Genomic DNA, 14,561 nt, shown 5'->3' on the forward strand with positions numbered 1-14,561 from the left:
TGCTGCAATCGGGTGCAGATCCGCATGCCCTTCCATGTGGTCCGCCGGAATCCTATCTCAAGTTGTGCGTTGTCAACCGCTCGCCAAGGGGCGTCGGTTAGCGACAACAACAACATGAGAAATACGTCATGGCTCTTACGATAGCATGCCCCATGGCAACGGCGTGTCACAGCGTCTCATATCGTAAGACGGCTTTTCGATTGCCCGGAACTTGCAACGGGACGCTTTTGCCTTGTCTCGATGTTCATCCACCCGCGGCCGGCGTGGGCCCCGACCCGCTTCGGCAACCGCTTTACCGCCGCGATATTCGTCAACCCCGCGTGTCCCTGAGATACAGTGGAGTCATGCACAGCACCGCCACCGATCGCACGAGCGCCCCGACGTTCGCAAGCGGCACCGCCGCAACAACAACCATCAAGCGCGCCAAGTCGCACACCCGGCACCGCATTCCCCGCATTCTTCGCCCGGATTGGCTGCCATTCGCGATTTTGTGGGCCCTCGCCTCGGTCATCATCGTGCTGCTCACCATATCGACCCACCCTGTTGACACCACATACCAGTTGCACTACGCCGATGGAACCTTCCTCGTGGACCGGGCGCAGTATCAGCGGCTCGCTGACGCGTTCCTCCACGGCAGAACATGGCTTGACGTCCATGTGCCCGACTGGCTCGCGGCCATGGACAATCCATACGACGCGCAGGTCAGAGGTGCGGAGGGCACGGCGAGCGGCGACCCATCGCTGTGGGATTGGGCGTTCTATTACGGCCGCTATTACTGCTATTTCGGACCACTCCCGGCAATCGTGCTGTTCGCCCCATACAAAGCACTGACCGGAATGGATCTGTCGACCGCCGCCGCGTGCGCAATCCTGGCAATCGCCGCTTGCGCATCACTGATCTTCCTGGTGCAGACCTTGTGGAAACGGTTCTGGAAGGGGACGCCACGCTGGTTCGTCGTGCTGGCGTGCACCGCAATCATTGCGGCATCGGGACTGTCCTATCTCGTCCTCGTCCCGTGGTTCTACTCGATTCCGATCCTCGCCTCGCTGGCTCTCGCACCCACGGGAATCGCGCTGTGGGCACGGTCCGCTGACGATATCGGCTCGGTTCCCCGAACCGGGATGGTCGCTGCGGGATCGCTACTCGTCGCACTCACCATGATGTGCAGACCGACATTTATTCTGACAGCGGTCTTCGGTCTTATCTTGCTATGACCGCAAATCAGGTCGCGCGAAATGCTTGCCGTTCGGTCACGACACGCGATTCAAGCCAGTCTTGCGGCAATCGTGCCGTTCCTTCTCGTCGGTGGCGTCATGATGTGGTACAACGCCGCCCGATTTGGCAATCCGCTTGATTTCGGAGCCGTATACAATCTGACCGGCTTCGATATGACGCAACGCCACATCAGTCTGAAAGCCCGGCTGTTCGGTGCGGCTCTGCTGCTGTTCGCCCCAATCAGATTTACCCGCGAGTTCCCGTTCACCGCGGATGTTTTCGCCGCTGATGCCGCGAATCCTTGGGCGTTTCTGATCCATAACAGAGACGTCATCGCGGAGCCGACGGTGGGAGGTATCGTCGCGTTGTCGCCGATCTGCTTGCTCGCACTGCCAGCGGTCATATAGTTCATCGTCTCACGCTTTTCACGCGGCATGGATGACTCGAGTGGCATGGTCAGCTCGCACAAGCGGACGGAAGAAGTCGGAACGACGGAGGTGTCGTCAGGGACGCAATCAAGAATGCCGTCGGCAGTATCGCTGGAAAAGTCGCACGAAATGACGCGAGGAATGTCAAGGTCATGCGCAATTGGCATCACGTGCCTGTTGCTTGTCGGTGTCATCGTGTGTATCGATGTTTCTATCGGCGTCAACGCGCGATATATGTGCGATATGGCGTGGCTGGCGGTCATCGGCACCGTGTGTCTGCTGATGCCAGCGGAAGCGGCAAGTCGAATGAAGGGGCACCACTGGCTGACCGTCACGATTGTAGTCTTCCTTGCGCTTGGGCTCGCGCTGCAAGCGCTTTGGCTGATGACAACCGGGCGGTTCGAAGCTTGGAATGTCTCGAATCCGGCGCTATACGCGTGGCTGCAGGGAGTGTTCACGCGCTGATCGCGTCTGCCGCCGCGGGTGTTACTCCGATCTGCACGCGAACCGGCCCATAGGAATCCGACAAGCTGGTAGCGCTCCACAGTCGCTTACTGCAATCTGTTCGCGGCCAGTCTCCATTGGAATGGCTGCGAACGAGATTCGGCGCCTATTCCCTCATCCATCAGGCGATATGCGTTAGGCGATAGGCAACAGGCGTTAAGCACGGTCAACCAATAATGGACAGCATCATCAGCCCGCATCCTCTGTCTCATCTCTTTGATTGTGAGCGACCACTCACAACGAACAACTCGGTCAGACCATCCAGACCGCGCATGCCCAGACCCATCTTCCAATTGTGAGCCGTCACTCACAACCAAAGAACTTTCACGCACCACCGCGCCCACGATGGACAATCGCTCATGCTGATTGTGAGCGACCACTCACAACGACGCATCAACGTCTGCGGATTCGCATCGGAACACCGCACTCTCTCTCGTTGGCTATGTGAGTCGCCACTCACAACTAGTTCGAGCGCAGAGCGACCGACGCATGCTTCCACACGAACAGCGCGTTGATTGTGAGCCACCACTCACAACGAAGAACTCCAGTCGCGACAATCATACCGGCCTCGCCTAAACCACCAACCAATTGTGAGCCGTCACTCACAACCAGTGGTTGAACGGCGGAAACCCCGAACTCCGCCACACGAGTTGTCTGCCGATTGTGAGCACCGACTCACAATCAATGCGCGCAGCCACGCTGTATCCGCCCCAGCCGGATTGCCAACTCATCGAGTGTGAGCAGCCACTCACAACCAACGGAGGTTGACTTACCAGTTGCACCCGCAATGACCAGCCCTCACGTTGATTGTGAGTCGCCACTCACAACGAAACAAGAGAATCCGCGAATCGGCCTCAAATCGTAAACACTTGACCGCTGATTGTGAGTCATCCCTCACAATCAATAGGTAATATCGCACGGCAACCAACAACAGCGTAGGGCAGTCGACACACATTGCCGCACGAACGACTCATTGATTGTGAGTCATCACTCACAACGAAGTGGCATTTACCCACCAGATGTATCTGCTCCAACCGATCGCCGTAGTTGGTTGTGAGTCGCTACTCACAATCAACTACAGTGCGGGGCGGCCGTTGCACATCACCGCCCGAACGACTCATTGATTGTGAGCGACCACTCACAATCAAGTACGGGGCGAGGGATATCGCCACACCCCAACACCAACACCAGAACTAGAACCAACGCATCGAAATGCTCTCGCAACACTGCCGGCACGCGTGCGTCTAAGGTGGAAGCATGAGCGAAACATCAACATCAGCCGCAGCCGACATCCAGCCAATCATCGAAACACAGCCCGAACGCACCGATCTGCCGCTGGCCGTCATGCCGGTGGTCGTTGCCTCCATGATTCCGTATTTCAAGGAGAACATCAGCCTGTTGCACGACGTGATCCGTCTGCGCATGTACGGCGATTTCACACTCGACGAAAATACCATCGTCAGCCGCTGCCAAGACGCCGACGCCGTGATGATCATCGGATTCCATGTCACCGATTCGATCTTCAACCGGCTGACCGAAAGCGCCCACGTACGTTGCTTCGCATTCGGCGGCACAGGTGTCGCGAGCTACATCAACCTACAGGCTGCCCGAGAGCGCGGCGTGCGTGTGTGCAACGTCGTGCGCTACGGCGATCATGCGGTCGCCGAGCACGCGTTCGCACTGCTGATGGAGCTCGCCCGGCACGTCGGCGATCTCAACCGCCAAGTGCATGCCGGCAGCTGGGAAGGCGCCGACGGTTACGCTTTGCATGGCAAGACGGTCGGATTGGTGGGATTCGGCGGCATCGGCCAGGTGTTCGCCCGCATGCTCCAAGGGTTCGGCATGAACGTACTCGTGTGGAATTCACATCTTGATCAGGACGCGGTCGCGCGACTCGGAGTCACACCGGTCGACGATATGGGCGATATGTTCGAGCGCTCCGACATCATCTCCCTGCACATGCCGCTGCTCGCCGCCACCAAAGGCATCGTCACCGCGCAATCGCTGGAGCACATCAAGCCCGGCACGCTGTTCATCAACACCGCACGCGCCGAGGTCATCGAACAAGGTGCGCTTGCCAAGCGTCTCGCCCGCGGGGATGTGAAGGCCGCGTTGGATGTGTTCGAGCATGAGCCGCTTCCCCAAGACGACCCGCTGCGCCAGGTGCCGGGCATCATTATGACCCCGCATGTCGCTTGGCGCAACGAGGAAGCGTATCGCAACTTGACTCGTCAGGTCTTCCAATCGGTCGCCGCGTTCGCGACCGGAAGCGATTTCAACGTCGTCGTCAAATAGTCCACATCGTCATTCCGCGATCGGCTCGCGACTACCGTGCTCCCTTTCTGCTTCTGCCGACGCTGAGAAACCGGTCAGTGTCTGAAGAAGGTTGGACATCTGCTTCTACCGACACTCACCCGCGCCTCAACGTCGGCAGAAGGTCACGCTCCAGTTTCTGCCGACGCTCACGGCCCGCTCAGCGTCGGTAGAAGCAGAAATGACGGGAAACGACTTGCTGGATATGGGTTGTAGGGCGGTACCACCACGATGACAGCCACCATACGGCGGCAGCCACTACACATCTCCACTCGACGATGACTATGCGCGGGCGACACCATCCAGCGACGACCACAACTGACGCCGATCACCATGCTGCGGCGTCGATGAGCTGCTTCGTGTAGGCGGATTGCGGATGCGTGAGCAGATCGCCGGTGGCGGCGGTCTCCTCGATTCGCCCGTCATGCAGAACGACAATCCGGTCAGCAATATGCTGCACAACTCCCAGGTCGTGGGACACGATGACTATCGCGGTCCGAGGCCGTTTCCTCCGGATTTCCGCCAATGCGTCCAGAATCTGGACACGCCCTGAGACGTCGACCGCGCTCATCGGCTCGTCAGCAAGCACGATTCGCGGTTCGGCGACTATCGCCCGCGCGATGGCGACCCGCTGCGCCTGCCCGCCTGACATATCGACCGGATACCGTCCGATGAACTCATCTGGATCAAGCCCGACCATCCCCAACGCCCGGCGTACCGCACCGGCGATATCGTCCGATGCCGCTCGCCTCCCAGCGTCGCCCGCTCTATGCCCGGCTTGTCTTGCAATCAGTCCTTCCGCAATCGATTCGCCTGCGGTCCAACGCGGATCGAGCGAGGTGAACGGGTTTTGGAACACCAGCCCCGATTCGTTTCTCAGCCGTAGCATGCCCAGCGAACGCACTCCGCTCAAGGCAACGCCTCGATACGTAACCGTGCCCGAATCGGCCTGCTCCAAGCCGAATGCAATGCGGGTCAGCGTGGTTTTCCCGGACCCCGACCCGCCGATCACCGCCAGACACTCCCCTTCGGCGACATCCATATCCACGTTGAACAGCACCTGGGTCCGTCGCGAACGGGAGCCGAAGGACTTGTAGACCCCCCGCACGGACAGCAGCGGTTCCTTCTTGTCTGGCGCGACATCGCGCCCGTCGGGAACGATGACTTCTGCCGGTACGGTTTTCCTGCTCTTCTTACCCATGTTGACGCTCCCGATTCGTATCCATACGCGCAGTGCCGTCCATATCCACGCCTGCACCCACACCCGTGTCCAGTGTCAGCAGCTTCGCGGCACGCACCAACGCGTATGTCGCCGGTTCCCCAGGATTACGCAGCAGATCTTCAGTCCCACCCGTCTCGACCACACGCCCGCCGTCGATGACGACGCATCGCGTAGTCGCCCGTGACAACACCGCGAAATCATGGGTGATGAACAGCATCGATGCACCGGCCGATTCGACCAGCGAAACGAGCAGATCGATGATGGAACGCTGCACAATCGCATCAAGCGCAGTGGTCGGCTCATCAGCGATAATCAGCCGCGGCGAGGTAATCAACGCCGTGGCGATGCCGACACGCTGCTGTTGGCCGCCGGAGAGCTCATGCGGGTAGGCGCCCGCGAGTCTTGGCGGCAGGCCGACCCGTTCCAGCATGGTCATCGCTCGGTCGTGCCGCTCATCTGCGTCCAAATCATAATGCAGGCACAGCGGCAGACAGACCTGTTGCTCAACGGTCAGCACCGGATTGAGCGCCGCTCCGGGGTTCTGGAACACAAGCCCGACATATCGACCGCGCAAATCGGCAAGTTCCGCATCATCCATGGTGTCGACCCGCTTGCCGCCAATGTTCAAGCTGCCGTCCACGCGCGCGGTTCGAGGCAACAAGCCGGTCACCGCTTTGACCAGCATGGATTTGCCTGACCCGGATGCCCCAATCAGCCCAACGCGTTCACCGGCGTCGACATGCAAAGACACCCGCTTCAATACAGCATGCCCGCCGATGGTCACATTCAGATCGCAGACATCAAGGATTGTGGGGCGCGCGCTACCGGCGGCGTTCGTCGCACGGCTCACGTCGGCATGACCAACACCGGCATGACCCGCATCGGCAGCACCGCCCGCACCGGTGCCATCGACCCCGGCAGCATTCGCAGTCATGCCGTCCATATTCAGCTCACTCGCATCCAGATTGTTCATGATTCCGCCTCCTCGCCTCGATCTGCCGGCCCTGAACATCCGACCTCCACCCGACGCAGCTCAGGATTGGCCAACGGGTCCGCGCAATCGCGAATCGCATCCCCCAGCAGATACAGCGCGGTCACCACGAGTGTGACTACCAATCCTGGCCACAACACCGTCAGCGGATACACGCTGATCAGCCGCACCGACGTGGTCAGCGAATGCCCCCAACTCGGCACGCCCGACGGCACACCGACACCCAAATAGGTCAACCCCGCCTCGGCCAGAATCGAAGTCCCCGCGCTCATCGACAGCTGCACGGCAAGCACCGGGAAGGTCGAGGGCACGATATGCCGCACGAACACACGCCACGAGCCAGCACCGCTCGCCCTGGCCGCCTCCACGTATGCGCTCCGGGCCGCCAAAGCCGCCGTCGGCCTCAGTATTCGCGCCATATTCAGCCCGTACGTGATACCGCACGCCGCGACGACCACCGCGATAGACGTGCCGAAGGGAACGGCGAACAGCAGGGCGAGCAGCACCGTCGGAATCGCGATCAGCGCGTCCACGACCACTACGCTTGCCGAGGCGAGCATCCGGCGGGTCGATACCATCGCGGCGGTAAGCGCGAGTCCAATCGCCGCGGACACCAGTACGGTCAGCACGGCAACCGCCAAATCCGTGAGGGACCCGGCCATCAGCCAGCTGAGCACATCCGCGCCCACGCCATCCGTACCGAGCGGATGGGCAGCGGACGGCGACGCCCACGCATCGTCGCCATCGGTATGCAGCAGCGGGTAGGGCGTCCACACAAGCGACACCGCGGACACGACCAGCCACAACGCCATGACAATCAGCGCAAACCGCCCACCCGTCCGGCCCCACATGCCGCGCAGGATAATCCCGAGCCTGACATGCAACGGTAATCTGCCGTAGAAGCCGCCGCGGGACGGGTGTCTCACAGGCCCGACATGCCGCAAATCCGCGGTATTGGCAGGATGTCCGACATTGGCAGGAAGCCTGGTTGCACCCGGATGCCCTGCATCGCCCGAAAGCTCAGAAAGCCTTGTATCAGCCGAGTGAACGATTGCCTCGGATTGCCCCGACGATGTCGGACGCCCAGTTTCCTGCAAGCGCCCACGACGATTACGTGATGAAGCCATATCTTCCCTCACCCTCGTTCCTCGGATTGCCCGCCCAACCGCGGATCAAGCGCATGATGAAGCATATCGACCAGCACTCCGAGCAGCAGGAAGAATGCGGCAAGCAGGAACAGTTCGCTTTGCACGGCGACCAGATCACGATTGCCGACATCGCCGATCAGCATGGCGCCCAATCCAGGAAGATTGAACAGACTTTCAACAACCATGACGCCGGTGACCATCTGTGCGAAAGTCAACCCCGCCACCGACACCAGCTGCGCGGCAGACAACCGCAATCCCACGCCGAGCATCGCCTGTCGAAGCGTCATCCCACACGCCATGGCCATCGCCACGGCATCGCTGTCCTCCATCGATATCAGACAGGCGCGGGTATAGCGCATGATTGCGGCCCCCGCCACCAATCCGGTCGCGATGGCGGGCAGAATCAACGATGCGAGAGCCGCTACCGGGTTGCGCCAGCCGGCATCGGGGAATCCCTGCGACGGCAGGATGCCGACAAGTCCGATCCCGCGGCCGAACAGCATGATGAGCAGCAGCCCGCCCCACAACGCCGGCACCGCACCACCGACGATGGCGAGGATATGCAACACGCCACGCACCCGCGAATTCGCGGCAAGCACCGCCTGGCAGCCAAGTGGAACGCCCACGCCAAGGGCGACGATCAGGCTCAATACAATCAGTGGCATGGTGATGGCCGCATGTGACCCGACCTGTGAGGAGACCGAGCGTCCGCTGATCGCAGACACCCCCATATTCCCGTGCATCAGGCCCGACAGCCAATCCGCATATTGCTGCGGGTACGAACGGTCCAGCCCCATCTGCGAGCGCAACGCGGCCACGCGCGCAGGCGTGGCGTTCGTGCCCGCCATGACGGACGCCACGTCACCCGGCAAAATCCGCAACGTGACAAACACCAGCAACGACAGGCCGAGCAGGGCGGCTACGAACAGCACCAGCCGACGAATCAGATATCTCATTGCCTTGATGCTCCTTGTCTGTGACTCTTGCCGCGTATCACCGCGTCCTGCCAGATGTTGCCACGTTGTCTTGCCGTATATCGTGCCGCGTATCGCCGCCTGCTGCCAGTCAGCAGTCTGCTGCCAAACCGTATCGCAGCCGTTGCGCCGCTACGCTCTACGCTGTGCCGGCGTGTACGTGACCTTCCACAACGGCAGCACACTCTGGGTCAGCCGGGAAGGGAACCCGGTGACCCCTTTGGCCTGTGCGACGCTCACCCGATAGGCGAACAGCCAGTCGGCGGGTGCATCCTCGCTGACAATCCTCGCCGCCTGCTTGAGATAGCTTGCGCTGTCCTCGTCGTCCGTTGCAGTGAGCGCCTTGGCGTACAGCGCCTGCACCTGCGGATTGTCGTAATGGTAGTAGTAGTCGGGCTGCGTCCACTTGTAGAAGTCGTGGCTTTCCGCATGGTCGACGAGCGAGAGGTCGTAATCGCCGTTGGTGTGCACGTCCTGAAGCCATGTGGAGAATTCCACGCTGTTGATGCTCAAATCGATGCCGATGCGGCTCAATTGGCTGCGCAGCTGCTCACCAAGCTCGGAACCGTAGATACTCGTCGCGTAGGTGAGCGTCAGCTTGAGCGGGTGACTGGTGGAATACCCTGCCTGTTGCAAGAGGCTCTTGGCTTTGGTGGGATTGTATGGATACAGGCCGGTCAAGTCCTCGTAGCCGGGGTCGACGGACGGGATCGGCCCGCCGAGCGCCGCATCCACTCCCCCGCGCGAGGCGATGATCTCCTTGTGGTTAATCGCATAGCGGATCGCCTGCCGTATGCGTTTGTCGGAGGTTTTCGCACCCGTGCAGTTGAACGCGAGCACGAACTTGTCGCTGCCGTCGTTCGCCTTGACGGTGTATTTCCCACTGCTTTTGAGCTTGCCGGTCATATTCGCGTTGACCGGGGACAGCACCTGCACGTCCCCGCTGGTCAGCGCGTTGAGCGCCGCGTTGTCGTCTGGTAGGAACCGCACGGTGACTGTGTTCGTGCGGGCCTTGTGCGCGCTGCCCCAATATTTCGGGTTCGCCTGCAGGACGAGCTTACTGCTGGAATCGAATGACTTGACCAGATACGGCCCAGAACCGACCGCCGTGGTTTTCGCGTCGTAGTGCGCGTCCTTGTCGAAGACCAGGCCGGGCCGGCCGGAAAGGTACCACAGCATATTCGCATCGGGTTGGCTTAGCGTGAGTTTCACGGTGGTTGCGTCCGGGGCACTGGCTTGCTTGAGGTTCTCGACCTGGTCGCTGTTGTAGTAGTGCTTGGATTTGAGCTGGTTGATGGACCATGCGACATCGGTGGCGTCGAGTGTGTCGCCGTTGGAGAAATTCATGTGCTCGTTGAGCTTGAAGGTGTAGGTCAGCCCGTCGTCGCTGATGGTCCAGCTCTTGGCGAGACCGGGTTCGACCTCGTTGTTCGAGTTGCGCGAGACGAGCGCTTCGTAAACGTTGCCGATGAGCAGCTGTTCGAGCGCCGACCCGGATTGGTTGCGGATGTCAAGGCTCACGGGCGCGAGTTTGATGCCGATGGCGATGCTGTCTGATTGTGCCGGCGCTGCTGCCTTGCGCGAGTGTGAGTTCACGATGGCGATGCATGCGACGAGCGCGACAATCACCAAGGCGGCGACCACCCAGATGATTGGGCGATGCCCGTCATTCCTCTTCTTGCGTTGCTTCGCATGCGCGTTCAGACTAGCGTCGGTGCTCGCGTTGGTATCAGCGTTCGCGCCAGTATTGGCGCGGGTGTCTTCCGTCGCATGCGGCGGCTGGGTTGTGGTGTCTGGTTCGGTTGCGTCGGATGTACCGTACGCACCATTGGACTTAGCCATGGTTGCTCCTCTGTTCGGCCGTTGGGCCTGCTTATGTTGAGTCGGTTGGCCGCCCATGCGGGTCGACCACCTCGCATCATGATACGCGTGCAGGCGGATTGTCTGGCGTCACCCCCGGCCCGATTGCCGCTCCAGCCCTCCGCCGGCGCGCACATCAAAGCCAAACCGGCGAATTCAGCGGGTGTTGCGCGCGTAAATCGATGCCAGTCCTTTGAAAATCAAATCGGGGTCATATACGTCGATCAGATCGGTATCGTCCTTGAACATGCGTCCGAGCCCGCCGGTGGCGATGACGCGAAACTCCCCGTCAATCTCCTGCTGGAACTGTCGGATGGTGCGTTCGATGCCACCGAGGAAGTTGTAGTAGAGCCCCGCCTGCATCGCGTCCTTCGTGTTCTTCGCGAGAATCGACTTGGGCCGTGTAATCTCGACTTCCGGCAACTGGGCGGTTTCGTTCCACAGGGCCGCCGCCGCGGTGCGGATGCCGGTGGTGATCAGCCCGCTGCGGATGCTGCCCTTACTATCCACGTAGTTGAAGGTCGTGGCCGTCCCGAAATCCGCGACAAGCGCCGGCCCGCCGTAGGTGAAATACGCGCCCACGCAGTCGGCGAGGCAATCGGCGCCCATGGTTTTGGGATTGTCCATGACCACGTTGATGCCCGTTTTGATGCCCGGACCGACAATCATCGGGTCGATGCCGAGGAATTTCACGATGCTCGCACGGAAGGAATACATGACTTTCGGCACGACAGACACGATAATCACGTCCTGCACATCGCTCGGGCTGTACCCACTCATCGCGAGGAATTCGGTGATCATGAGCCCGTATTCGTCCGACGTGTGGTTGGCTTTTGTGGTGATCCGGTAGGTGCCCCTCATCTGCTCCTTGCGGTCCCCATCGAGGAAGCCGAGCACGATATTCGTATTGCCGATGTCTACTGCCAACAGCATGGGTGTCCTTTCATCCGCGTTTTCGTAATTGCCCTCATGATCCGGATTCTTTACAAACCTCCGGGTGTCGATTCGCTCTAATCCGTCAGACGTTCCTGCCGCATCCGGGCAAGCCTGCCAAGAATGACAGCCGCAAGGTCGCGCTTGTCCATCAGTGGCTGCGGTTCTGCGTGGATTTTCGACCCGTCCTCGCCCTTAGTGGCATTCTTGTCAGTATCCGGCGTGAGGATCACCACCCGGTTCGTATCGTGCGCGAAACCGGCCCCCGGTTCGTTGAGGTCGTTGGCGACGAGCATGTCGCAATGCTTGCGTTCCAGCTTGGATTGCGCGTTGGCGAGCAGGTCCTGCGTCTCCATCGCGAACCCGCAGACGAGCTGCGAGCCGTCCGGGCGTTTGTGCTCGCCCGCCCAAGCGAGGATGTCCGGGTTCTGTACCAGCGTGATCGGCGGCATGACTTCCCCGGTTTTCTTGATTTTCTGCTCGCTGCGATGCTCCGGGCGGAAATCGCCGACCGCGGCGGCCATGATGGTGATATCCGCCTGCGCGAAGTGGCCATGCACCGCGTCAAACATCTCCTGCGCGGTCTGTACATGGACAGTGTGCACGCCGTCCGGCTCGTCAAGCGAAACCGGCCCGGATACGAGCGTGACCTCGGCTCCCATGGCCTGCGCCGCCTGGGCGAGCGCATACCCCATTTTCCCAGTCGAATGGTTGGTCAGGTACCGTACCGGGTCGAGCGGCTCCTGGGTGGGGCCGGCAGTGAGCAGCACGTGTAATCCAGCCAATTCGTCGTTCGCAGGCTGGTCGGTCTCCGTCTTCGTGCCGCATCTGCTGGCGGCCGCACTCTCGGCGGCCTGTTCAACGGCATCCTCGATGTCCTCCAAATCGGCGAGCTTGCCTTTGCCGGTGTCCTGGCAGGCGAGCCGTCCGGTTGCCGGTTCGACGATCGTCCACCCGAATTCACGGCATGCGGCGATATTGCGCTGGGTGACGGGATTGTTGTACATGCGCGTGTTCATCGCCGGGCACAGGATTTTGGGACCCTCATATGCCAACACCATCGAAGTGAGATAATCGTCGGCGATGCCGTGCGCGATTTTGGCGATGATATCGGCAGTCGCGGGCGCGATCACCAGCACGTCCGCCCATTTCGCGTCATCGATATGGCTGATGCCAAGCCGCTGCGCATCCAATGCATCCTGGGAATCCGCGGTATCGGGGAACATTGCCGTGCGTACCGGCGTGTGAGCGAGGGACGCGAACGAAAGCGGGGTGACGAACCGTTGCGCGGCCGCGGTCATGGCGACCCGCGTCTCATACCCGCATTTGCCCCAATCACTGACCAGTTGGCATGCTTTGAACGCCGCAATGCTGCCGGTGACACCGAGCATGATATGGGTTGAAGCCATACGACCTCCCAAACGCCGCGCTGTTGCGGCGGTCTGTACTGTCGCTGCGGCTGTCGCCGTCAGCGCTGCCGCCAGTATAGGCCGCGCAGCCGACGTGCCGCAGCGAATACCGGTTTCTACATCATCTGCATCACTGGATGGTGAAGCCCTGATTGACCCCGTACTCCTGAATGTCGTTCTGCCAACTGGCGAGCGCCCCTGCGAGCGAAACCTTCGGCCCCGGATCGTCCGGCACAGTCACGGGATTGCCGTCGTCGTCGGTCATGCCCGCCTCGAAACGCTTTTTGGCGACGATCCGCCGCTGGTTGGCGGACTCCCACTTGTAGGCCTTGCCCATGGTCGCGCGGAAATCGCTGCGCGCATACACTTCGAACGGCAGATACTGGTATCCGGAGGACACGTTCTCCGCCGCCTGCGCGAGCACCTTATTGAACTGTTGGCCGCCGAAATACGGGATCTGGATGCCGCGCGAGTCGCGGATGGTCGTCTTTTCAAGGAAAGTCTTGGATTCCAATGTGGAAGTATCTGCGGGGAACGCTCCTCCGTCAACGCGTGTGGCAATACCTTCGGCATCATGGCACACATATTCGATGAAGCGGTATGCGGCTTCGGGTTTGCGCGTCGTGTTGAGCATCGTCAACGCGGACCCGCCGATTTCAGCGTTGGCTGTGCTACCGTGAACGGTCGGGATAGTGCCGACCCGCCATTGTCCTGCAGCTCCGGGCACATCGGACAACAGCATGGAGGGCATCCACGCGCCCGACAGCACCGAGGCGACGGTTCCGTTGCCCAGTGCGTTCTTCCACCCTGTGGACCATGTGGTCAGACGGGTATTGATCAGCCCTTCATCCATCATTTTCTGCCAGTATTCGATGAAGGTTTTCGTGCCCGTGTCATCTTTGAGGTTCACCGTGACGGTTTTGCCGTCGGAGGAGGTCCGGTACGGTCTGCCGCCGGCAAGCCAGATCATCGCGTTGAAGAAGCTTGCGTCCCCGGCGTCCGCGGCGATATACACCCCGATTTTCTTGAGTTTCTTGGCCGCCCGGTAATAATCCTTCCACGTGTGGATGGTTGTCGGGTCAACCCCGGCCTGCCTGAACACGCTATCGTTGTAGAAGAACGCCATCGGGCCCGAATCCATGGGCAGGCCATAGATACGGCCGCCAAGCTGCACCGAGGACCATGTGCCGGTCGTGTAGAAGTTCGCGTAGCCTTGCGCGCGGTCGGTCAAATCACGCAATTGGCCACTGACCGCATACTGTGGCAGCGCAAAATATTCAATCTGCGCGACATCCGGCAGCCCGTACCCGTCCTGGATCGCCGTATTGAGGTTCTCGTAGCCGCTCGTGTTCTTCACGATGACATGAACGTCAGGGTTCGCGGCCTCGAAGGACTGGGCGAGCTTGTCCATGCTCGGCTCCCATGACCATACGGTGATGACGGTGCGCGTGTCCTGCACCGCGCATGCGGCGACCGTGAGCAGCATGCATACGGACATGACGGCGGACAACGCCTTCGCGATAAGGTGCCGTCCGTGGGATGGTCGTGTCATGCTGCTCCTTGA

At 60.7% G+C, this 14,561-nt stretch carries 12 protein-coding genes; 4 read left to right on the forward strand and 8 right to left on the reverse strand.

Features of this window, described 5'->3' with window-relative positions; genetic code table 11:
* Nucleotides 1–344 precede the first annotated feature (344 nt).
* The 4 genes from ACZ41G_RS05895 (at nt 345) to ACZ41G_RS05910 (ending at nt 4,442) form a co-directional block, all read left to right on the forward strand.
* Entirely contained in the window at nt 345–1,214 is an 870-nt protein-coding gene (locus tag ACZ41G_RS05895; protein WP_464144904.1) for a hypothetical protein, read from the forward strand.
* A gap of 21 nt (nt 1,215–1,235) precedes the next feature.
* Nucleotides 1,236–1,622, forward strand: coding sequence for a hypothetical protein (locus ACZ41G_RS05900; RefSeq protein ID WP_464144905.1), 387 nt, complete (start codon nt 1,236–1,238; stop codon nt 1,620–1,622).
* A 114-nt stretch (nt 1,623–1,736) separates the two neighbouring features.
* Nucleotides 1,737–2,108, forward strand: a complete 372-nt coding sequence (locus tag ACZ41G_RS05905; protein ID WP_464144906.1) for a hypothetical protein — start codon at nt 1,737–1,739, stop codon at nt 2,106–2,108.
* A 1,296-nt stretch (nt 2,109–3,404) separates the two neighbouring features.
* Nucleotides 3,405–4,442 carry a D-2-hydroxyacid dehydrogenase family protein gene (locus ACZ41G_RS05910; RefSeq protein WP_464144908.1) on the forward strand — a complete coding sequence of 346 codons (1,038 nt, stop codon included), beginning with the start codon at nt 3,405–3,407 and terminating at the stop codon, nt 4,440–4,442.
* Nucleotides 4,443–4,788: 346 nt separating this feature from the next.
* On the opposite strand, the gene ACZ41G_RS05915 is transcribed toward ACZ41G_RS05910, so the two are convergent.
* From ACZ41G_RS05915 to ACZ41G_RS05950, 8 genes are all read right to left on the reverse strand, one after another.
* The gene (locus tag ACZ41G_RS05915; RefSeq protein ID WP_464144910.1) at nt 4,789–5,661 is read right to left on the reverse strand and encodes an ABC transporter ATP-binding protein; all 873 of its coding nucleotides are present in this window, start codon (nt 5,659–5,661) and stop codon (nt 4,789–4,791) included.
* Nucleotides 5,654–6,655, reverse strand: coding sequence for an ABC transporter ATP-binding protein (locus ACZ41G_RS05920; RefSeq protein WP_464144912.1), 1,002 nt, complete (start codon nt 6,653–6,655; stop codon nt 5,654–5,656). Before ACZ41G_RS05920 ends, ACZ41G_RS05915 begins: the two co-directional genes overlap by 8 nt.
* Nucleotides 6,652–7,524 (reverse strand): ABC transporter permease, encoded by an 873-nt coding sequence (locus ACZ41G_RS05925; protein WP_321046092.1) that lies wholly within the window; start codon nt 7,522–7,524, stop codon nt 6,652–6,654. The genes ACZ41G_RS05920 and ACZ41G_RS05925 overlap by 4 nt, the downstream gene beginning before the upstream one ends.
* A gap of 284 nt (nt 7,525–7,808) precedes the next feature.
* Complete coding sequence (locus tag ACZ41G_RS05930) at nt 7,809–8,777, reverse strand: ABC transporter permease (protein WP_464144913.1); 969 nt, start codon at nt 8,775–8,777, stop codon at nt 7,809–7,811.
* A gap of 150 nt (nt 8,778–8,927) precedes the next feature.
* Nucleotides 8,928–10,637 (reverse strand): ABC transporter substrate-binding protein, encoded by a 1,710-nt coding sequence (locus ACZ41G_RS05935; RefSeq protein WP_464144915.1) that lies wholly within the window; start codon nt 10,635–10,637, stop codon nt 8,928–8,930.
* Between the two features lie 174 nt (nt 10,638–10,811).
* Entirely contained in the window at nt 10,812–11,588 is a 777-nt protein-coding gene (locus ACZ41G_RS05940; RefSeq protein WP_321046087.1) for a type III pantothenate kinase, read from the reverse strand.
* 77 nt (nt 11,589–11,665) lie between these two features.
* On the reverse strand, nt 11,666–12,997 hold the full coding sequence (gene coaBC / locus ACZ41G_RS05945) for a bifunctional phosphopantothenoylcysteine decarboxylase/phosphopantothenate--cysteine ligase CoaBC (protein ID WP_464144916.1): 1,332 nt from the start codon (nt 12,995–12,997) through the stop codon (nt 11,666–11,668).
* 130 nt (nt 12,998–13,127) lie between these two features.
* Entirely contained in the window at nt 13,128–14,549 is a 1,422-nt protein-coding gene (locus ACZ41G_RS05950; protein ID WP_412170590.1) for an ABC transporter substrate-binding protein, read from the reverse strand.
* Nucleotides 14,550–14,561: the final 12 nt, after the last annotated feature.

Source organism: Bifidobacterium porcinum (assembly GCF_055378475.1).

Bases quoted from the DNA above. Each gene is read 5' to 3' on its own strand.
- ACZ41G_RS05910 (WP_464144908.1), top strand. From the start codon at position 3,405: ATGAGCGAAACATCAACATCAGCCGCAGCCGACATCCAGCCAATCATC.
- ACZ41G_RS05940 (WP_321046087.1), bottom strand. From the start codon at position 11,588: ATGCTGTTGGCAGTAGACATCGGCAATACGAATATCGTGCTCGGCTTC.
- ACZ41G_RS05895 (WP_464144904.1), top strand. From the start codon at position 345: ATGCACAGCACCGCCACCGATCGCACGAGCGCCCCGACGTTCGCAAGC.
- coaBC (WP_464144916.1), bottom strand. From the start codon at position 12,997: ATGGCTTCAACCCATATCATGCTCGGTGTCACCGGCAGCATTGCGGCG.
- ACZ41G_RS05900 (WP_464144905.1), top strand. From the start codon at position 1,236: ATGCTTGCCGTTCGGTCACGACACGCGATTCAAGCCAGTCTTGCGGCA.
- ACZ41G_RS05920 (WP_464144912.1), bottom strand. From the start codon at position 6,655: ATGAACAATCTGGATGCGAGTGAGCTGAATATGGACGGCATGACTGCG.
- ACZ41G_RS05905 (WP_464144906.1), top strand. From the start codon at position 1,737: ATGCCGTCGGCAGTATCGCTGGAAAAGTCGCACGAAATGACGCGAGGA.
- ACZ41G_RS05915 (WP_464144910.1), bottom strand. From the start codon at position 5,661: ATGGGTAAGAAGAGCAGGAAAACCGTACCGGCAGAAGTCATCGTTCCC.
- ACZ41G_RS05925 (WP_321046092.1), bottom strand. From the start codon at position 7,524: ATGTGGGGCCGGACGGGTGGGCGGTTTGCGCTGATTGTCATGGCGTTG.
- ACZ41G_RS05950 (WP_412170590.1), bottom strand. From the start codon at position 14,549: ATGACACGACCATCCCACGGACGGCACCTTATCGCGAAGGCGTTGTCC.
- ACZ41G_RS05930 (WP_464144913.1), bottom strand. From the start codon at position 8,777: ATGAGATATCTGATTCGTCGGCTGGTGCTGTTCGTAGCCGCCCTGCTC.
- ACZ41G_RS05935 (WP_464144915.1), bottom strand. From the start codon at position 10,637: ATGGCTAAGTCCAATGGTGCGTACGGTACATCCGACGCAACCGAACCA.